Below are 20,799 nucleotides of genomic sequence, written 5' to 3'. Positions count from 1 at the left end.
CTATGCATAGCCAACTGTCCCGCCGCCCGCCATGTGCGGTTTTTTATAAAAACAGTCCGTATTATTGAAAGCCCGCCCCCCTCCAGGGCCAGTACAATGAGAGTGTAAATACAGAACAGGAGGCATGATGATAATGAAGAAAAAGGGGTTAGGTTCACTGCTGTTGTCCATGGTAATCTGCGGTTCGCTGCTCTCCGCCTGCGGCGGCAATTCCAATACATCGTCCAAGAATTCCGGGGATACGGAAGCTAAGGCCAAGGTGGCTGAGATTGTATTCGCGCTGCCCTCCTTCAACCGGATTCCCGATGATCTCAGCAAGGTAACCGAGGCCATCAATGCCATTACAACCGCGAAGATCGGGGTGAAGGTGGACTTCCGACTCTTCGGTCCGGCAGATTACGCCCAGAAGGTCAATCTCGCGCTCCAGAGCGGGGAGAAGATGGATGTCTTCACCACCCTCGGACAATTCTCCAACTATGTATCCAAGAGCCAGGTGGCCCCGCTCGAAGAGTTGCTTCCTGAACACGGTAAAGAGCTGACAGCCATTCTGGATAAGGATTTCGGGCCGGATATTCTCAAGACCACCACGATGGACGGGCATATCTACGGCATTCCGGTGAATAAAGGGATGGCGCTGCCGACCAATATTATCTACAACGCGGATATGCTCGCAGAGGCGGGCGTAGCAGCAGAATCCATCCAATCGGTAGAGGATCTGCCAGCAGTGTTCGGCGCGGTGAAGCAGAAGCTGCCGGATGTGGTTCCCTTTGGCCCGATCAACGTGAATCCGACAGATACAGGACTTGTGAACTGGATGAAGGGTGCGAGCAAGGTGGATTACCTGACCGATACGACCGGAGTCGGTGTCGTGATCGGTGACAACGGCAAGGTTGTTAACTTCTACGAATCGGATGTCTTTAAGAACGGGATTCAGATGATGAGAGACTGGTTCGAGGCCGGATATCTGCAGAAGGATACCGCAACTACGACGATTACAGCCATGGAGATGGTGTCCTCCGGGCGCGGCTTCTCTTTCCTGGGCGGCTACAGCGGCATGGAGGTTGGCAAGCAGCTAAGTGCTCAGGTCGGCAAAAATATTGAGACGAAGCGCATCGCCCCATTTTACTTCGATACAAGCGCCGTGAACTCCGTAACCTGGATGGTCTCCAGCACCTCGAAAGAGACGGAGGCCGCCGTGAAGTTCCTGAACCTGCTCTACACCGACAAAGAACTGATCAACACCATTCTCTTCGGAATCGAAGGGGAGGATTACCTCAAGGTAGATGAGCATCATGTGAAATTCCCGGAAGGCATGGACGCCAATACGGTGCCTTATACTGCCATGCTTAGCTCAGGGATCGTAGGGTCCGAATCGCTACAGTATCAGCTGGAGGGAATTGACTGGTCAGATGTCGAGCTGAAGCTGAAGGAGAATAAGGATACCGCCAGATCGCCGTATTTCGGCTTCATTTTCGACCAGGGTCAAGTGAAGACGCAGATTAGCGCCGTGAACAATGTGGTCAGCCAGTTCCTGCCGGCGCTGGTCAGCGGATCGGTGGACCTGGAGACCATCCTCCCGAAATTCATCAGTGCGCTGAAGGATGCAGGGGCTCAAGCGATAATTGACAGCAAGCAGAAGCAGCTGGATGAATGGCTTGCCACGCAGCAGCAATAACCAATCTATGAATGTGCTGAGGGTGGAGCGGTAACAGAGGCTCTGCCCCCGGCCATGGAGGTGAATCCGGCATGACTGCCCAACCGAAATCCAAGCCACTCAAAAAAACACTTCCCTTATTGATTCTCGCGGGCCCAGGCCTGCTATATTTTCTGATTAACAGCTATTTCCCCATGTTCGGGGTGTTCATCGCCTTCAAGGATGTCAATTATGCGAAGGGCATCTTCGGCAGCGACTGGATCGGCTTCAAGAACTTCACCTTTCTCTTCCAGACCAGTGACGCCTGGATTATGACCCGTAACACGCTGCTGTACAATCTGGCCTTTATCGCGCTTGGAACCGTAGTCTCCATTATCATTGCCATTCTGATGTCGGAGCTGCTGAATAAGTTGTACTCGAAGCTGTTCATGACCGGGCTGATTCTGCCGAATCTGATCTCGATGATCGTGCTTTCGCTGCTCGTCTTCGCCTTTCTGAATGCCGACAGCGGGTTCGTGAATCATTCCATTCTGCGGCCGCTAGGCATCCCGGAGATCAACTGGTATTCGGAGGCGAAATACTGGCCGTACCTGCTGGTCCTGATTCAGCTCTGGAAGACGGCAGGGTATGGCTCGATCGTTTATTTTGCCTCGATTGCCGGAATTGACAAGAGCATCTATGAGTCGGCCAAAATCGACGGTGCCGGGAAGCTGAAGCAGATCCGCATGATTACACTGCCGCTGCTGAAGCCGACCATTATAGTGCTGGTGCTGATGTCGATGGGCCGGATTTTCAACTCCGACTTCGGTCTGTTCTATCAGGTGCCCATGAACTCCGGTGCGCTCTACAGCACTACCCAGACGATTGACACGTATGTCTACCGCGCGTTGATGCAGCTGAATGATATCGGCATGTCGGCCGCCGCCGGTCTGTATCAGTCGCTGGTCGGCTTTGCCCTTGTGCTTACGGTCAATGCCATCGTCAAGAAGGTCAATCCAGAAAACGCATTGTTCTAGGAGGAAATTCATATGATCCAAACAAGGGGAGAACGGACGTTTACTGTGTTTTCTGCGGTCGTGATGATCCTGCTGACGGTTGTTGCTTTTGTACCCTTCCTGCTGATTGTGATTGCTTCGTTCACGGAGGAGACAGCCCTGATCCGCAACGGGTACAGCTTTTTCCCTGAGCACACCAGTCTTGAAGCGTACCGATATATTAAGTCCTCCGCGTATATTTTTATCAGAGCCTATGGGGTCTCCTTTCTGGTGACGATCCTGGGAACGGCCATTGGACTGCTTATAACAAGCATGCTGGCCTATCCGATGTCGCGGTCTGATTTCAAATATCATAATACGCTGGCTTTTGTCGTGTTTTTCACCATGCTGTTCAGCGGGGGGATTGTGCCTTCGTACATCATGTGGACCCAGTATTTCCATATCAAAAATACGCTGCTCGCGCTGATCCTGCCCAATCTGCTGGCGAACGGGTTCAACGTCCTGCTGGTCCGTAACTACTTCAAGAATAATGTCCCGCTGGAGATCATCGAAGCGGCCCAGATCGACGGAGCTTCGGAGCTGCGCACCTTCTTCCGTATCATGCTGCCGCTGTCCATGCCGGTCATGGCAACGGTCGGGATGTTCATGGGCCTGGCCTATTGGAATGACTGGATTAATGCGTTATATTTTGTATCGAAGCCGCAATTGTACGGGATTCAAAATCTGCTGATGCAGCTCATGAGCAACATCCAGTTCCTCAATTCCGGCCAGGCCGGGAGTGTACTCGGAGCCGACACGGTATCGCTGCCAAGTACAGCGGTGCGGATGGCGATGGCGGTGCTGGGCATCGTGCCGGTGCTGTTCGTCCTGCCGTTCATGCAGAAATATTTGACCCGTGGCGTGGTGATCGGTGCTGTCAAAGGTTAACGAAAAGGAGATGGGCGTATGAAAGTGCAAGAGGTGATTGACCGGATTCTGCTCGATTGCTGCGGGGGACGCAGGCTGGAGCAGACCTGTGATGTGCTGGCGAGCGGCAGTGAAGACATGGAGGTCACAGGCATTGTAACTACATTCATGGCGACAGTGGAGGTGATTAAGGCAGCTATTGCGGCTGGGGCCAACCTGATTATCACCCATGAGCCTACCTACTATACCGGCAATGATACGCTGGACTGGCTGCAGCAGGACCCGGTGTATCTGGCGAAGAAGCGGCTGCTTGAGGAGCATGGCATTACGATCTGGCGCTTCCACGACCATATGCATCTGGCAGATACGGACAGAATCTATGACGGACTGCTGAAGGAGCTGGATTGGACGGATAAGAAGCTGGACGACAAGGACGCCTGGGGATATCTCATCGAGGAGACTACCGTGGGCGAGCTGGCGGGCTTCCTGAAGCAGCGGCTCGGCATGAAGGTGATTCAGATTGTCGGCAACCCGGAAGCGGCCTGCTCCCGTATCGGCATCCTTGTCGGCGGCGGCAGTCTGGGCCTTGGCCGGGAGCAGATGCCGATGGAGCTGATGCAGGAGAAGAACCTGGATGTGATGGTCTGCGGCGACATTACGGAGTGGACCTTATGTGCTTACATCAATGACGCTGCCATGCTGGGCATGAACAAGGCGATGATCGTGATCGGTCACGAACGCTCCGAGGAGTGGGGCATGAAGTATATGGCGGAGTGGCTGGCCCCGCTGGTGGACGGACTTCCGGTGACGTTCGTGGATGCGAAGGAGCCGTTTGTGTATTTGTAAGGCACCGGTCGGATGAAGAGTCTGAGTGAATGGGCCGTTGTTCCGCCAACATACCTCCATCATCCCACCCTCTGGGGTCGGTAACTGGCGGACGGACTGGAGGGCCGTTATTTCGCAATAAAAGCCTACTTTACGCTGTCCGCCGGACTGAGATGCACTTATACATCCATTGATTGACTTCAATCGGTGGAATTCCCACCAATAAGGGCCCTGAAGTCCGTTACTTGCGCAAAAAGCGGATTTTGCGCTGAATAAGGGCCCCTCAGTCCGCTGGGCAGGTTCCGCAGGGTCAAAGGCAAATGATGCTGGGCCTTGGCCCCCCCCAGCCCGGATATGCCGCAAGCCCGGCATAAACCAAAAGCAGCCATCCCCCGCTACCGGGAGGATGGCTGCTTTTTATACTACTGCAAGACGTAATTGCCCGTAGCTCTGTACTTGCCCGCCTTGGCGTCCCAGGTGAAGATCCCCTCTGCCAGGTCCCAGCCGCCGCCCTCGTCTTTGAAGTCCTTCCAGTATTGGTGCAGGCGCCCCTTCTTATCGATCTCGGCTCCCTGATCGCCCATGAACTGAAGCTTCTTGGTCAGAGTGCCATAGTCCAGGCGGTAGACCGAGACTTGGGTGTTCGAGGGCAGATAATCTACGGTAACCGCCAGTTGCTTCTCCGTAGGAGAGACGGCAAAGATCTGCATATCCGCTTCATCCTCTTCGTACTCCACAATCTGCTTATCAATCAGCACAACTACACCCTTGGAGTTCACCAGATACAAATTGCCCGACCCGGTGAGCAGGAAGCTCTCCTTCTTCTGATCGTTATTCAGGTCTGCGGTCTTCAGCAACCTTACCGTTTCTTCCGGGAACTTCTGCTTGAGCAGTGCTTTGGCATCCGGCGCTTCAGCATAAGCCGAAGGGGCGGAGGCTACCAGCAGCAGGAGTGACAGCAATCCAGCAAACAGCGGTTTATTCTTCATCATAGAGATTCTCCTCTCTTCCGGTTGTCCAGCAAATGATCTACCGCCGCCTGCTCAATGGGCAGCCCTCCGGTGTAACGCTCCATATAGAGGGCAAAGCCGTCCACATCTCCAGGGTCAGGTGATACCACTTGTCCTTCAGCATTACGGAATACCTTGGCGCTCAGGTAATCCGCCAGGCTCTCATTAGGCTCCTTATGCAGCATATAAGAGGCCAGAATCGCGATCCCCCAGGCGCCGCCTTCCCCGGCTGTAGACATGACCGATACGGGAACGTTCAGTGCAGCGGCACAGATCCGTTGGCCGACCTGCGGGGTGCGGAACAATCCGCCATGCGCCGTAATCCGTTGAATCGCTACCCGCTCCTGCTGTGTGAGGATATCCATCCCTAGCCGCAGCGCAGCAAAGGCGCTATACAGATGGACCCGCATGAAATTAGCCAGATTGAAGCGGCTCTGCGGAGAACGGACGAACAGCGGACGCCCTTCGGTAATACCGGTGATGTTCTCGCCGGAATAGTAGCCGTAGCTCAGCAAGCCGCCGCCATCCGCATCCGCTTCCAGGGCCTGGTTCAGCAGGACACTGAATAACTGGTCCATGTCTGGCGTCCGCCCCATGGTCTCATAGAATTCACGGAACAAGCCGACCCAGGCGTTCAGGTCGCTGGAGCAGTTGTTCGCCAGAACCATTGCGACAGGGCTGCCTTCCGGCGTAGCCACGATGTCGATCTCGGGGTAGATGGCGGAAACATTCTTTTCCAGTACGAACATGGCAAAAATTGAGGTCCCCACAGAAAGATTCCCGGTGCGTTTCCTGACACTGTCCGTAGCTACCATGCCGGTCCCGGCATCGCCTTCGGGAGGACACAAGGGGATGCCTGCCTGTAAGCTCCCTGACGGGTCCAACAGCCGGGCACCCGCCTCATGGAGATTACCTGCGTGTTCCCCGGCAGTGTACACCTGGGGCAGAATCTCTTGAAGGGTCCAAGGGTAACCTCTATCGGCAAGCAAACTGTCAAATTGCTGCACCATATCCTCATTGTACTGCTTCGCCGTTTCATCCACAGGGAACATCCCGGAGGCATCGCCAATGCCCAGCGCCTTATTCCCGGTCAGCAGCCAGTGAACATAGCCGGACAAGGTAGTCATATACCGGATGCTGCCCACATGCGCCTCATTGTTCAGAATCGCCTGATACAAGTGGGCGATGCTCCAGCGTTCAGGAATTTTGAACTGAAAGGCGTTAGTCAGCTCTGCGGCGGCTTCAGCCGTTGTGGCATTGCGCCAGGTACGGAAGGGAACCAGGAGTTCGCCGTCCTGGTCCAGTGCAATATACCCCTGCATCATGGCCGAGCAGCCGATGGAGCCTATGGTTTGCAGCGTTACAGCATAACGCTCCTGAACCTCCAGCTTCACCTGCCGGTAGGCGGCCTGCACGCCCTGAATCATTTTCTTAAGATCGTAAGTCCAGTATCCCCCGATCAATTGATTCTCCCATTCATAGGTGCCGGAGGCGATAACTTCGAAATGCCGGTTGATCAGCACCGCTTTGATCCGGGTGGACCCCAGCTCGATGCCCAGCGAGGTCTCTCCCCGTTCAACCGCTTCCTTCATCGCAGCATTCCCCATGACAGCGCACCCTCTCTCTTAATATGTAGTTGAACCGAATATAGCATAGGAGGCTGAAATCATACAACTCTTCCAGTCCTGCCCAGAGAATGCCGCCTCGAATAGGCCCGTTTGCCTTCGTTTTACTGTTGCAAATCTGCGAATTCCGGGTGCTGAGAAATATATTAAAATTTTTTTCTGCCCGATTCCTAGCTTTACGCATTGTTCTTCACGGGTTTGCACATTTTGCAGCTTGGTGATAGCGGCCTGCGGGTTGGCTGATTAACTCCCAAGCGGGGCTTAAGGAAATAGTGTGGATATTTTGCGACTGATGACTGGCCTCCGGTTCATGGGATTTGGTGTGAAGCAGGGGAGAAGCGGGCAAGCTTATGAATTTTTAACGAACATTACGGCATCAAGCCCAGGCAGTTCAGCGGAGCCAGTCGCAAATTTACCACACCAAAAAACCTTGATTTTAAGCCATTTCCGACCTATTGACCGTTTCTTTTTTATGTAATACGATGACATTGCGAAATATTTCACAATCAATTGAAACTCACACAACAGCAATAACGAGACACAACACAGCAGCAATAACGAGACAAACAGCGCAGCAAGAATGAGACACCCAGAAGGCCCTTATTTTTTTAACAATCGTAGTGAAAAAATTCACATAAAGAGGAGCAGATGAAATGACTAAAGTAATTTCAGCCGCCAAAGCAGCGGAACTCATCAAGGACGGGGATACCGTAGCAGCCAGCGGCTTCGGATTATCCTGCTGGGCGGAAGAGATGGGGATCGCCATTGAAGACCGCTTCGTGCAGACCGGACAACCGAAGAATCTGACCGTGATGCATGCCAGCGCTGTCGGCAACCGCCGCGATAAGGGCATGAGCCACCTGGGCCATGAGGGTCTCATCAAACGCTGGATTGGCGGGATCGCCATTGCCTCCCCCGGGATGGCCAAGCTGATCGAAGAGGATAAATGCGAAGCCTACAATCTGCCGCAGGGTGTCATTACTCAGCTCTACCGCGAGATTGCCGCCAAGCGTCCGGGTGTGATCACCAAGGTGGGGATGGAGACCTTCGTTGACCCGCGTGTCGAGGGCGGTAAGATGTCCCCGTCCACGAAGGAAGACATTGTGAAGGTAATTGAGCTGGAAGGCGAAGAGTGGCTGTTCTACAAGACCTTCCCGATACATGTCGGCTTGATCCGCGGAACCGTGGCGGACGAGAACGGCAATCTGACACTGGAAAAAGAAGGCCTGCACATGGAGGTGCTACCGATCGCTCAGGCGGTCCGCAACTCCGGCGGCATTGTCATCGCTCAGGTCGAGACGGTTGCCAAGAACGGCACGCTTAACCCGAAGGATGTGAAGGTTCCGGGTATTCTGGTAGATTACATCGTCGTGTCCACCCCGGAGAATCATTACCAGACCGAGAATACGCATTATAATCCGGCCTTCTCCGGTCATGTCAAGGTGCCGGTCGATTCGATTGAAATCCTGCCGCTGGATGAGCGTAAAATCATCTCCCGCCGCACAGCCGTAGAGCTTCAGCCGAATACCATTCTGAATCTCGGAGTCGGCATTCCGGTGAATGTAGCGAACATTGCCGCCGAAGAGGGAGTGGACGACCAACTGATTCTGACGACAGAGGCAGGCTCGATTGGCGGGGTTCCCGCAGGTCTCAAGGACTTCGGCCATGCGTACAACTCCGAGGCGATTGTCGATCATGATGCCCAGTTCGATTTCTATGACGGCGGCGGCATTGACCTGTCGGTCCTTGGCCTGGCCCAGACGGATGAATCAGGGAACGTCAATGTCAGCAAATTCGGCACACGGGTCGCAGGCTGCGGCGGCTTCATCAATATCTCGCAGGCGGCCAAGAAGCTGGTGTTCGCGGGTACTTTTACAGCGGGCGGACTGCAGATCAAGGTGGAGAACGGCAAGCTGCACATCCTTCAAGAGGGCAGAGCCAAGAAATTCATCAAGAAAGTACAGCAGATCACCTTCAGTGGCTCCTATGCCGCTAAGGTAGAGCAGCCGGTTGTGTATGTTACGGAACGGGCCGTCTTTGAACTGCTGAACGGCAAAATGACGTTAACCGAAATTGCGCCAGGCATCGACCTGCAGACGGAAGTTCTGGATCAGATGGAATTCATGCCAGTCATCTCACCGGACCTGAAGGTGATGGACCCCGCCATGTTCCAGGAGAACTGGGGCAAGCTGAAGTCGATGATCGCGGATAAGAACAAGAACCGGGTGCTGCAGGAAGTGTAAGCATTAGCAAGCTGTACTCATAAACCATATCAGAAAAGAGATGAGATCATGAACGTACATTTGAACCGCTGGAGGATACTCATTGCCTCAACCATTATTAACATCTGTGTAGGCGCGATTTATGCTTTTAGTATTTTCGCACTGCCATTAACGAAGGTCTTCAGCGTGAGTATGCCGGATATTATGATTGCTTTTACCATTAATGCAGCGATCTCCCCGATTCCGATGATCCTGGGCGGTAAGCTGGTGGATAAAGGGGGAGCCAAGAAGGCCGTCTTCATCGGCGGTGCGATGTTCGGGATTGGGTTCATTCTCTCAGGGCTGGCTACTGCACCTTGGATGCTGTATATCACTTATGGTGTCATTACCGGGATTGGCCAGGGCATCGTGTATTCGTCGACAATTGGGAATAGCGTGAAGCTGTTTCCGGATAAAAGAGGGATGGCAGCGGGGATCGTTACAGCCGGATACGGCGGCGGCACCATCGCTATCGCTCCTATCGCCAATGCCTTGATCACGAGTAATGGTGTACAATCTGCCTTAATTACGCTCGGTGTTGTGTTCCTGGTGATTATTCTGGGTCTTGGCCTGCTCGTCAAACCCGCCCCGGCCGGTTATACACCTGAAGGCTGGACGCCTCCGGTGACCGGAGCAGCCAAGGCTGGAGTGAATGTACCCTGGCATGAAATGATCAAGAAGCCGCTATTCTATGTGATTGCCTGCCTGTTCCTGATCGGTGCCCTGTCTGGTATGATGGTCACCGCGAATGCTTCTGTGATCGGTCAAAAGATGTTCGGCTTAACCGCCGCAGCCGCAGCGCTCTACGTAAGCTTGTACTCGCTGAGTAACTGTCTCGGCCGTGTGTTCTGGGGTGCGGTGTCCGATAGAATCGGCCGCGTGAACTGCCTGCTGATGATCTATCTGGTCATTTCGGCGATGATGCTTACGATTGCTCTAACGTCTTCCGTAGCCGGATTTGCCGTCGCCATTGCCGGGATCGGCTTATGCTTCGGCGGAACGATGGGAATATTCCCATCCATTGTCGGTGAGAAATTCGGAATGAAATATTACGGTGTGAACTACGGTGTCACCTTCATCGGATACTCGGGAGCCGCGTTCTTCGGACCGAGAATAGCCGGCAGTGTGGCAGCAGCCAATGACGGCAACTTCACGAATGCCTTTTACATCGCGCTGGTCATCTCCCTGGTCGGCTTCGCCTTAACCTTCGTCTACAAAGCGATGGAGAACAAGCAGAAGCCCGAGCCGGAAGTGGCTAAGGCGGCTTAAGGAAGTCTGGAAGTTCAAATAAACAACATTAATTAATATATGGAGGTAATTATAATGTCGATTACACAACTGTTAGGAATTAAATATCCGATTTTCCAGGGCGGTATGGCTCAGATTGCCGTGTCTCCGCTGGTAGGCGCTGTATCCAACGCAGGCGGGCTGGGCATCATCGGTTCCGGCGGCTTCACCGCCGACCGTCTCCGTGACGAGATCCGCAAGGCCAAAGCAAGCACTGACAAGCCGTTTGCCGTCAACCTGATGCTGATGATGAACAACATTCCTGAACTGATCCAGGTTATCATCGAAGAAGGCGTGAAGATCGTAACTACAGGTGCAGGTACACCTGCTCCATATATGCCGATTCTGAAGGAACATGGCATTATCGTTATTCCGGTCGTGCCTTCTGTCAAAATCGCCAAGAAGATGGAAGCGCTCGGTGTGGACGCGATTGTGGCCGAGGGCACCGAAGCAGGCGGACATGTGGGTGAAACTACGACGATGGCCCTGCTGCCGCAAGTCGCCAGCGCGGTATCGATTCCGGTGATCGGGGCAGGCGGGATTGCCGACGGACGCGGGATTGCCGCTGCTTTTGCACTCGGAGCCCAGGGTGTTCAGGTTGGAACCCGGTTCCTGGCGACCGTGGAATGCCCGACACATGAGAACTTCAAGCTGGCGGTCATTAACGCCGATGATACCAGCACCACCGTAACCGGCCGCAGCCTTGGAGGACCGGTAAGAAGCATCAAGAACAGTATGATTGCCGAATTCCTCCGAATGGAGAATGAGAAGGCTTCGCGCGAAGAGCTGGAGAGCTTAAGCCTGGGCTCGCTGCGCCGAGCTGTATTTGAAGGAGATACCGATACCGGCTCCGTAATGGCCGGGCAGATCTGCGGGATGGTCAACAAGATTACCACCGTGGAAGAGATGATCACCACGATGTTCGCAGAGGCGCAGGAAGTGATGGAGAAGATGGGCAGAGTATCTTTTCAATCCGTGGTTCATGCCTGATTAAGATTTTGCTAACCATTAGCCAAATGGTATCATTTAATAATGATGCTGTTTGGCTTTTTGCCTAACTGGAATGTAAGCGTTAATATCATGGGTTGGGACTGATGAATATGAGCAAAAAAAACAAAAATACAGATAAACCCTCCATCGACGAATTTGTGGAAGAGTATCCTTCCACGTTATTTGTGACCGATCCGAGCGGGAATATCCTGATTTCCAATGAATTCACCGCCCTGACCATCGGGATTCATCTGGAGGAGCTGCTCAAGGCGAACGTCCAGGATCTGGTGAAAGCTGGCTACTACACTCATTCCATTACGATGGAGGCGATTGCGACGAAGCAGAAGGTCTCAAGGACCGTCAATACCTCCAGAGGCTTCCATGTCTTCTCGTCGGCGATTCCGATTCTGGATAAGGACGGGGAGGTCCAGCTGGTCGTTACCACCTCCAACGAATTCAGCCAGGAGCAGAATTATTATGAAGCAAATGTGCCTGTCGCCCAGCAGATCCATAAGCAGTTAGGCGGTGTGGCGGCAGAGAAGAAGAAGGGAATCGTGGCCGAGAGTCTGGCGATGAAGCAGATTCTCAAGGTGTGCGACCAGATTGCTTCGTACGACAGCAAGGTGCTGATCTATGGCGAATCCGGGACGGGCAAAGAGGTGATCGCCAAGTATATTCATCTGAAGAGCGAGAAGTGGAAGGGGCCGTTCATTCCGATTAATTGCGCTGCGATTGCTCCGGCACTTTTTGAATACGAATTGTTCGGGTACGAGAAGGGCGTTCTTGAGGGGCAGACGGAGGTTAAGGCCGGCATGATCGAAATTGCGAATGGCGGGGTGCTGTTCCTCGATGAAATCGCAGACCTGCCGATGGAGATGCAGGCCAAGCTGCTGCGGGTGCTGGAGAATAATGAAGTGAGACGCGTTGGCGGTATTGCGAATATTCCGGTCCATTGCCGCGTGATCGCAGCTACCAATCGGGACCTGTGGAGTCTGGTCAAGAAGGGGCTGTTCCGCGAGGATCTGTATTACCGGATCAATGTCATCCCGATTCATATTCCGCCGCTGCGTAACCGGAAGCTCGACCTGGTGGGGCTGATCTCCAGCTTCATCGCCAGCTTCAATGAGATGTACGGGAAGAAATATGTGCTGAGCGCCGAAGAGTTCGATAAGATGCTGAACCAGCCCTGGCACGGGAATGTGCGAGAATTAAGGAATTACATCGAGAGACTGGTCGTTACCGAGCATGTAGCCCTGAGTCCGCAGGAAGAGGAGCCTGCCTACGACTGGTTCTCCCTTGATCATTTTATTGAGAAGAATAAGCAGCAGCTCTCCACCCTGAAGGATTTCACTGCCGTAGCCGAAGGGCATTATATCAAAAAAGTGCTGAAAGACTGTCACGGAAACGGTACAGAAGCTGCCAGACAGTTAAGTGTGGACCGGTCGGTGATTTACAGAAAGCTGAAGAAGATGGAAGAGGTACTCCGGAATTAAGTGAACCTATTTCCAGGTTAAGGCGTATTATCTACTATGCCTATTAACCTATGGAAATGGAGTGAAGTGAATGAAATTGTCAATGTTGCGCCACCGCTCTGCCTTTTGGACGAGGACCGTGCTTGCTGCCACCCTCGTGCTGTCACTGACGGCCCCGGCTGTCCATGCCGCCGCCGTTCCCCCTGCTTCGTCGGCCGCTCCGGCCGCCGCCGCTACAACGGGCAAGCCGCTGACCGCCGAGAATGCCGGGGCCTTCCTCAAGCAATTCTTCAGCTCGGATGAAGTGAAAGCACAGCTTGCCGGTGCGGTTGTGGTGGTGGTGAAGGACGGAAAGACTATCGTTGAAGAAGGCTTTGGATATGCTGACAAGGCTGCCAAAAGCAAGGTAGATCCTGACAAGACCGTCTTCCGTATGGCCTCCGTCTCCAAAACCTTCACCGCCACTGCCGCTATGCAGCTCGTGGAGCAGGGGAAGCTTGATCTGAAGGCGGATTTTCAAACGTATACCGGCAAGATGGCCTTCGATAATCCCTTCGGTGTTCCGGTTACTATTGAGAATCTGTTGACCCACACGACCGGTTTCCGTATCCAGGACCCGCTGCCGGAGGATATCAACCAGGATTTCACCACCAAGGTATCGATTGAGGATTATGTGGTGAAGCATATGCCGCCGGTGGTGCGTGAGCCGGGCACTTCCTACATGTATGACAATTTCGCTTCGCTGCTGCTCGGTCTGGTAGTGGAGAAGGCCAGCGGCATGCCTTACGAGGAATATATGGAGAAGCATGTCTTCGCTCCGCTGAAGATGGATTCAAGCGGCTTCCTGCTGGAAGGCAAGCTGAAGGACAATCTGGCTACTGCCTATGACCCCGCAGGCAAAGAGGTTGATCTGTACACAGTTACGCCAACCGTTATGCCTCATGGCGGCATGCTGTCCACTGGCGATGATGTGGGGAGGTTCATGACGGCTTTTCTGAACGGGGGAGAAGCTGGCAATAACCACATTCTTAAGGCGGACACCGTACAATCTATGGAGGAATACCGTTCCGCGATCCATCCCTTGCTGCCGAATACCACCTACGGCTTTGAAGCGCCGTTCCAGCTCCCCGGGTCCGGCAGCAGCTCCAAGATTATCACCAAGGCTGGTGATTTAATCGGCTTCAGTTCGTATATGTTCCTTATTCCCGAGCAGAAGACCGGGGTGTTCATTGCCTATAATCAGACGAGTACCCTGCGGGAGCTGTTCTATCCGGCCTTCCTTCAGACCTTCTTCCCGCAATATGCTGCACCTGTTAAGCTGGACACCTTCAAGCCGATGAGTGCTGAAGCGCTGAAGGCATTCACCGGCTATTATGCGGATCTGCGTCTCAAGAGTCTGGTGTCCACAGTCTCTGTGCAGAATGGTGCGCTAATGATTAATGATGCTTTGCTCGGGTCCCGCAAGCTGATTCAGGTAGACGATAATCTGTTCAAGGATGAGCTGACCGGCAAATTTACCGGCTTCGCCATGAAAGCGGACGGACAAAGTGCGTACCTGAAGGAGCCTTACCTCAATCCGTTCAGCTATAGCCAGAAGGGCCCGGAGGGCGTTGGTTATGCTGATGTTCCCGCGAGCCATCCTTATGCAGCTCCGGTTCAGATGCTCCAGTCCCTCGGCTATCTGCCGAATGATGCCGCGCTGAGCTTCCAGCCCGAGGCGGGCATTACGCGCGCCGAGTATGTACGGCTGATGCTGCAGAGCAGCGGACTTAAGGGCAGCACTACCGGGAAGATGGCGTTCCCGGATCTGCAGGGCCATCCCGATGCTGCTTATATCCAGCAGGCTGTGGAGATTGGAATGATTAAAGGAACGGCAAGCGGAGAATTCCAGCCGGACCGGGTGATCTCCCGCCAGGAGGCGGCGGTTATGGTCTGGAGATTGCTCAGTGCCCAGTATCCGGATAAACTGTTCCAGAAGGTGAAGCTGTCCGGCACTACGGACAAATGGGCCGTTCCGGCAGTGAAGATGTCCGTGGCCTTGGGCCTGTACGGACCGGACTTCAAGCCGGACGCCAAGGGCGCGGTGGACTACAAGTCCAGATCCGCACTGAGCAAGAAGGAGAATGCAGCCATCCTGTATGCGCTTTTCACCAACCCGCTTAACCAGATCGTCGCCAAGCTGTCGGCGCAGGCTGGGGACGGTGGGAAGTAAGCTAAAGGTGGTTGGAGGAAGGCTGTCCCGATGGGCAGCTTCCGGGATAAACAATGACAGGACCGGCCTTGGGCCGGTCCTGTTTCGTTGTGGCTTTCGTTTCGCCGCTCCCGACATTGCGGGAAGTGGGCGTGGGGCGGGAATGAGGTGCAGAAGTGCACCTGAATTTGGCTAAAGTGGGCATGGGGCGGGAATGAGGTGCATAAGTACACCTGAATTAGCCAAAAGTGGGCACAGGGCGGGAATGAGGTGCATAAGTACACCTGGATTAGCCAAAAGTGAGCGTGGGGCGGGAATGAGGTGCATAAGTGCCCTTGAACCCGCCGAATGTAATCCATCCGGCGGAATGTGGAGCATTGATGCACCCGCACCACTTACAGATGGGCGGACTGGGCACCCAGGCTCTCAAGCCATGCTGCCAGTTCAGTGGCATGGCTACGCTTCGCCACGTCAAGGGGAGTGAGGCCGTCCCATGGGGAAGGCCAGCTCAGCTCGGCTCCTTGGGCGAGCAGGAATTCGGCGGCAGCACGCTGTCCGCCGTGGCAGGCGCACCAGAACGCGACGTTAACCTCGTCTGGTGCTGCTGAAGCGGAGCTTGCGCCCCAAGGGTAGCGGCGCGGGAGCGGATGTCCGGTGAAGTGTGCCTCCATCGCATCAAGCAGACCGAGCGCCGCCGCGTGCCATAGCGCAGGCGGCGCACCGCGCTCCACCAGCCGCTGCGCCGCCTGCCACTGAGCGAATGCTACGGCGTCGTCCAGCGGGGTCCCGCCAGCGATGACTGCGCCCGACGCTTCGATGTCGGCACCGGCATCGAGCAGCAGGTCCAGCACCTCGACATCGTCACAGCTTGCTGCCCAATGCAGCGGCGTCTCGCTGTGCGGCCCGCTGAACTGCGCATTCACCTCGGCCCCGGCTTCAATCAGCGCGGTGACCACCGCTGCATTGTTGGGATAATGCCCCGGCCAATCGGTGGCTATATGCAGCAGCGTGCGTGACAGCCCGCGATTAGTGCCGCCGCCAGAGTTCAAGCCGTTTGCCCCAGGGTCTTCGCTATTAGCATGGGCACTGTTCACGCTGCTAGTTTCAGCATCGCCAGTCTCCCCATTGCCTTCGTTACTTGCACGCCCCTCTTCAGTTCCAACAATCCGGGCTGTAGCCAGCCCCGGGTTACTAGCCAGCAATTGTGTCAATCCCGGCACATCGCCGTTACGAATTGCCTGTACCACAGACTTCGCCAGCGGATCGTCAACAGTCAGCCACATGATATCTTCATCACCCATCGTAGATCTCCCTCCGTTCATCCGCTATCACCCCAGCCCCCGTCATCTTGCCAACAATTTGCGGGTTGTAGCTGTGACAGCCGCGATGTTACAGCGATGCACCCTGGTAACTGTGCTGTCAGACTGCACCGCTGTACATGACAGTAGTATACCCTTTCTAAATTTCGCCTTCAAACTCGCAGCTTCGCAGCCTCCCTTCCTCGGAGGAGCGGAGCATGCATATGGCTCTACACAAATCGGGTTGCCCTACACAAATCGGGTTGCCCTACACAAATCGTATGGCTCTTCACTAACCTTATAGCTCTACACTAATCTTGTACACTGCTCTTATGGCTCTTCTTATTGTCCTGCACTAGTCTTATTGTCCTCTACATTGTCCCTCACTTATCTTACGGCCCTTCACTTACCCCAGGACCACTCACCACTCCGGTGCTTACCGCATCGGTGAAGGTGTCGGTGGTGTGGAAGGAGTAGGAATGCTGGCCCGGGGGCAGCTTGGAGGTATATTGATAGATTCGGCCGTCCACATAATTATTGTCACTTGGATTGGCGGGCTGCATGGTGCGGACGACACCGTCCAGAATCAGCTCCATGGCGAACGGAGCCTGATTGTCAGCATCCGTATAAGTGACAGAGAAGGTATACTCCGTCTGCGTGGTGCCGGTAGTGTGATTTACGCCGCCTGCGGTCAGGGTGGGCGCACTTCCGCTGACTTTATTGGTCGCCTTAATCTCGTCAACCAGCATTTGGCCTGGAGTGACGGTATTCTGTTTCAGCCAGATGGACATCTTCACTGCCTTTTTATCAATAGCCGGGGTTAGGGCATTCAGATCGAATTGCAGGTCGCTCCAGTCAGAGGGAACCTGGGCCCAGCCTCCGGTCAGATTGTAGGTTCGTTTGCCGTCACTCAGCTCAATCCGTGTTCTTAGGTCAGGAGAGGCAGGATTCTTCAGCGTAATATTCAGATATTGATAGCCGCTGAGATCGACCACATCATTCCACGGCTGGAACTTCGCCGCAGAGTTCACATTCGCCGGTGTCTGGGCGAACTGTCCAGCGGTACGCCCGTCTGCGGTTACTTTGGTGAATGTCCCTGTGCCGCCATTCTGGTTATACCAGTTGACCCAGGTAGTATTGGCCGCAGAACCGCCCCAGAAGCCGCCGCCTCCGAAATCATCATAGATCAGCGGAGTGAAAGGGTCCGGCAACGGTGGGGCCACGGTGTAATGTGTGGAGCTGTAGGTGTAACCGCCGAAAGGAGCTTTGGCGCGGACATCCACTCTCCGGTTCGTATAAGGCAAGGATTGGCTCTCATCAATGACCGCAGCGTAGACGGCCCCGCTCACCGTGGAATACACGTTACCGGAGACCGTCATCGGCTGATAGGGCAAGCCGGTTGCCGCATATTCAACCTGACTCAGATCCTCGCCCGCACGCGCGAACACCGTAACATTGCCCCGCACCCATTCCCCAATCACAGGTGAGAGGACCGGCAAGGCAGGCGGCACCTCTGCAACATCCGCACCTCTTCCAGGAGTAGCGCTCAAGCCCATAACGGTGTAGAGCAGCCCGGCTTGAATGCTAATACTGAACTCGTTGTACCGCCATTGATTCGTATCATCCAAGTAGAGAGAACGGTCCTCATACCACGGACTTACACTGCTCTTATTCTTGGGGTCCTTCATATTGGGTCCGCTGACCATGGCTCCCGGAAGGATAATCCCGGTATCTCCCGGCGTATTGGATTCCTCATTATAGCGGGTATGCGGGAACATCACATGACGGGTGCCGATGCCGGAGACCCAGCTGATATTCCACGGATTCTCTCCGAACACCCAGTACATCCCTTTCAGTACCCCTTGCAGTGCTGCCGGATCACCGAATAATTCATAGTACCGCAGCAGATCGCCCAGATAAGAGGCATGCGGCTCGTTCACCCCGAAATTCTTGAACTGGTTCAGCACCCCATACGGGGTATCATCGGCCATGGAGAGGAAGTAATCCGCTTGCCCCTTCAGCAGGCTATGAATATGGGACTGCGTGGCAGCATCGGCAACCGGATAGAATTCAGCCATCGACATCGGGCTCATATCCCAGTAGTTCGTGGAGGAGATGTCGCCCAAGGTCAAGGTGTTAATTGTGGCTGCGGCTGCATTCTTGTACTTGGGTTCGCCGGTCAGCAGATAGAGCTCCACATCCGCCAGCAGCTTGGAATTGGGGATGCCGCCCCGGGTGGAATAAGAGCCGATCGGACCGTCGGGATGGGCAACCACATATTCGTAAAAGGTGACCGCCGCGCTCTCACATTGATTGGCGAAATTAGTCAGCGCCGCTATCTGAGCGGACGCGATATCCCCTTCGTCAATTGCTGTGCGGATCGCCCGTGCAGTGGCGGCAAGTGTGCCTGCGGACTTGGCCGAGCCGCCGACACTCAGGTCCGTCAGCTTGCGGTCATCGGCTGTGCCGGAGACATTATCGGTGGATTTCTCAGGATGGACGAATGAGGCATTGTTCCTGAGATTGTACATCGCCCCGCCGAGCTGGTCCGCGAACTTGATGAGGTACTCACTGCCGAAGACCGCCTCATCGACCAGATCCGGGACCCCATTGTTGTCGTTGTCGTACTTCACGCTGTCATGGTCAGCATAACGGATATAAGCCAGAGCGATCTCCGCGCCGACCCATTGGTTGCCGCCGTATTTCCCGTAATCTCCGGCGTCATACCAGCTTCCGGTCAGATCATAATGGGTCAGGCCGTCCGCAGATTGGGCATCATCCAGATGGCCTGCACCATGGTAGAGCTTGGCGGAAGGAGCAACACTGCTGTACCCCGCAGGATAAGCATCGCTGGTCGCTACGGATGCGCGCAGAAGGCGGTAGAAGGCCGTCATCTCATCCTTGTACTGATCCCACAGGTTCGGAGCGATCTCAAAAGGATAAGAATACACCTGGTTACTCCGTACTCTATAGTTGTTCCCGGTATCCGTAAGCGGGGTGAAGCCGATAGAGTAGACATGCTTGTTCCAGTGCAGGCCTTCATAGGTCATGGTGCCGGAATACACAACGTTAGCTCCATCGAGGATTTCATAAGTGGCATCTGTGACCGTGGTGTCCGAGATGAATTTGGCGTTCTTCACATCATCTGCGCTGTACCCGGCCTGGCTCACGGCGATATCAATCACTGAGGAGGCCTGGACAACGTTCAGCGTCTGAACACTGGTGGCGACTTCATCGGAAGTCGTATCGGTGGTGCGGAAATAGTAGGGGTGTGCGCCTGCCGGGAGCTTCGTCAAGAAGCTGTATTTTTTGCCGTCCGTATAGGTTACATCGGCCGGGTCCGATTCGCGCAGAGCATAGGCAGTATCATCGATAATGACCTGAACGGCGAAGGGAGCTTCGTTATCGGCATCGGTATAGACGGCTTCAAAGGTGAAGTCCGTATTCTGATTGTAGCTGCCATCCGTATTGGCGGTCATTCCTGCCGGACTTAATTGCGGAGCGCTCCCGCCGGAGGCTGTAGTGAACACAATATCATCGACCAGCATTTCTCCGTAAGCTCCCCCGCCTTGTCTCAGCCAGAGCTCCAGCTTGACCTTCTTCTTCTGAAGCTTCGGCGAGAGGGCGTCCAGATCGAATTGCAGATCGGTCCAGGCAGCCGTGGCGGGCACATACCCTCCGGTCAGATTGTAGTTGGTGGCGCCATCGCTGATGACTACGCGGATAAGAGACTGGGCATACCCTCCATTGTTCAGAGACAGCTTCATATAACGGTAGCCGGAGAGGTCGAAGGTCTCGTTCATCGGCTGAAATTTGGCCCAGGAAGAGGAAGAGGCTGGGGTCTGGGTGAATTTGCCGATGGTGTGTGTGCCTTGGGTGGTCTTGGCGAAGGTCCCGCTGCCGCCGCTCTGGTTGAACCAGTTCGTCCAGTTCTGCTTGAAGAGTCCGCCACCGGCGAAATTATCGTACAGGAGCGGGTGTGCAGGGCCGGGCAAGGGGGGAACCGCAGCAGCGGCAGGCCGGGGAGCCAGAGCAACCGTACATAGAATTAACAACAGGCTGAGGCTTACAGCACAACCTTTTCTAAACATAGGCTTCACACGATAACTTAGCCTTCTAATTCCCGTTGAAACCATACCGCCTCTTGAAAGGACGGCAAAGCCGTTTCCACTTAGCCACGCGAAGAATGGGCTTCTGGTGAACATCGTAAAACCTCCTCATGATAGAATATCGTTAACCCGGCGCTCCTCTCTTTTTTATATGAAAACGCTTGCAAAAGAAGCAT

14 protein-coding genes are annotated in these 20,799 nt (G+C 54.5%); 10 read left to right on the top strand and 4 right to left on the bottom strand.

What is annotated here, in order from left to right; translation table 11 throughout:
• Positions 1–133 precede the first annotated feature (133 nt).
• From MHH28_RS13390 to MHH28_RS13375, 4 genes are all read left to right on the top strand, one after another.
• Positions 134–1,675 carry an ABC transporter substrate-binding protein gene (locus MHH28_RS13390; protein ID WP_405115649.1) on the top strand — a complete coding sequence of 514 codons (1,542 nt, stop codon included), beginning with the start codon at positions 134–136 and terminating at the stop codon, positions 1,673–1,675.
• Between the two features lie 71 nt (positions 1,676–1,746).
• Entirely contained in the window at positions 1,747–2,670 is a 924-nt protein-coding gene (locus MHH28_RS13385) for an ABC transporter permease (RefSeq protein ID WP_405115647.1), read from the top strand.
• 12 nt (positions 2,671–2,682) lie between these two features.
• Positions 2,683–3,576 carry a carbohydrate ABC transporter permease gene (locus MHH28_RS13380; protein ID WP_405115645.1) on the top strand — a complete coding sequence of 298 codons (894 nt, stop codon included), beginning with the start codon at positions 2,683–2,685 and terminating at the stop codon, positions 3,574–3,576.
• 18 nt (positions 3,577–3,594) lie between these two features.
• The gene (locus tag MHH28_RS13375; RefSeq protein ID WP_405115642.1) at positions 3,595–4,401 is read left to right on the top strand and encodes a Nif3-like dinuclear metal center hexameric protein; all 807 of its coding nucleotides are present in this window, start codon (positions 3,595–3,597) and stop codon (positions 4,399–4,401) included.
• A 401-nt stretch (positions 4,402–4,802) separates the two neighbouring features.
• Here the strand turns inward: MHH28_RS13375 and MHH28_RS13370 are convergent, their stop codons facing one another.
• Entirely contained in the window at positions 4,803–5,372 is a 570-nt protein-coding gene (locus MHH28_RS13370; protein ID WP_405115640.1) for a hypothetical protein, read from the bottom strand.
• A complete protein-coding gene (locus MHH28_RS13365; protein ID WP_405115639.1) occupies positions 5,369–6,997 on the bottom strand; it encodes a xylulokinase in 1,629 nt (542 codons plus the stop codon). Before MHH28_RS13365 ends, MHH28_RS13370 begins: the two co-directional genes overlap by 4 nt.
• A 328-nt stretch (positions 6,998–7,325) precedes the next feature.
• Between MHH28_RS13365 and MHH28_RS13360 the strand changes: the two genes are divergently transcribed.
• The 6 genes from MHH28_RS13360 to MHH28_RS13335 all read left to right on the top strand — a co-directional run bounded on the left by MHH28_RS13360 (position 7,326) and on the right by MHH28_RS13335 (position 15,237).
• Entirely contained in the window at positions 7,326–7,493 is a 168-nt protein-coding gene (locus MHH28_RS13360) for a hypothetical protein (protein WP_405115637.1), read from the top strand.
• Between the two features lie 175 nt (positions 7,494–7,668).
• Complete coding sequence (locus MHH28_RS13355; RefSeq protein ID WP_405115635.1) at positions 7,669–9,258, top strand: acyl CoA:acetate/3-ketoacid CoA transferase; 1,590 nt, start codon at positions 7,669–7,671, stop codon at positions 9,256–9,258.
• 48 nt (positions 9,259–9,306) lie between these two features.
• The gene (locus MHH28_RS13350; RefSeq protein ID WP_405115633.1) at positions 9,307–10,545 is read left to right on the top strand and encodes an OFA family MFS transporter; all 1,239 of its coding nucleotides are present in this window, start codon (positions 9,307–9,309) and stop codon (positions 10,543–10,545) included.
• A gap of 54 nt (positions 10,546–10,599) precedes the next feature.
• The gene (locus tag MHH28_RS13345; RefSeq protein WP_405115631.1) at positions 10,600–11,553 is read left to right on the top strand and encodes a DUF561 domain-containing protein; all 954 of its coding nucleotides are present in this window, start codon (positions 10,600–10,602) and stop codon (positions 11,551–11,553) included.
• Between the two features lie 110 nt (positions 11,554–11,663).
• Complete coding sequence (locus MHH28_RS13340) at positions 11,664–13,046, top strand: sigma-54 interaction domain-containing protein (protein ID WP_405115629.1); 1,383 nt, start codon at positions 11,664–11,666, stop codon at positions 13,044–13,046.
• 70 nt (positions 13,047–13,116) lie between these two features.
• Positions 13,117–15,237, top strand: coding sequence for a serine hydrolase (locus tag MHH28_RS13335; RefSeq protein ID WP_405115627.1), 2,121 nt, complete (start codon positions 13,117–13,119; stop codon positions 15,235–15,237).
• Positions 15,238–15,611: 374 nt separating this feature from the next.
• Here the strand turns inward: MHH28_RS13335 and MHH28_RS13330 are convergent, their stop codons facing one another.
• Together MHH28_RS13330 and MHH28_RS13325 are read right to left on the bottom strand one after the other, a co-directional pair.
• Entirely contained in the window at positions 15,612–16,538 is a 927-nt protein-coding gene (locus MHH28_RS13330; RefSeq protein ID WP_405115625.1) for an ankyrin repeat domain-containing protein, read from the bottom strand.
• A gap of 368 nt (positions 16,539–16,906) precedes the next feature.
• Entirely contained in the window at positions 16,907–20,605 is a 3,699-nt protein-coding gene (locus tag MHH28_RS13325) for a glycoside hydrolase family 9 protein (RefSeq protein ID WP_405115623.1), read from the bottom strand.
• Positions 20,606–20,799 lie beyond the last annotated feature (194 nt).

The organism is Paenibacillus sp. FSL K6-1217 (assembly GCF_045040735.1).
Classification (GTDB): Bacteria; Bacillota; Bacilli; order Paenibacillales; family Paenibacillaceae; genus Paenibacillus_AQ.
The sequence above is the reverse complement of the archived record's forward strand: the minus strand, read 5'-3'. Positions and strand labels throughout refer to the sequence as shown.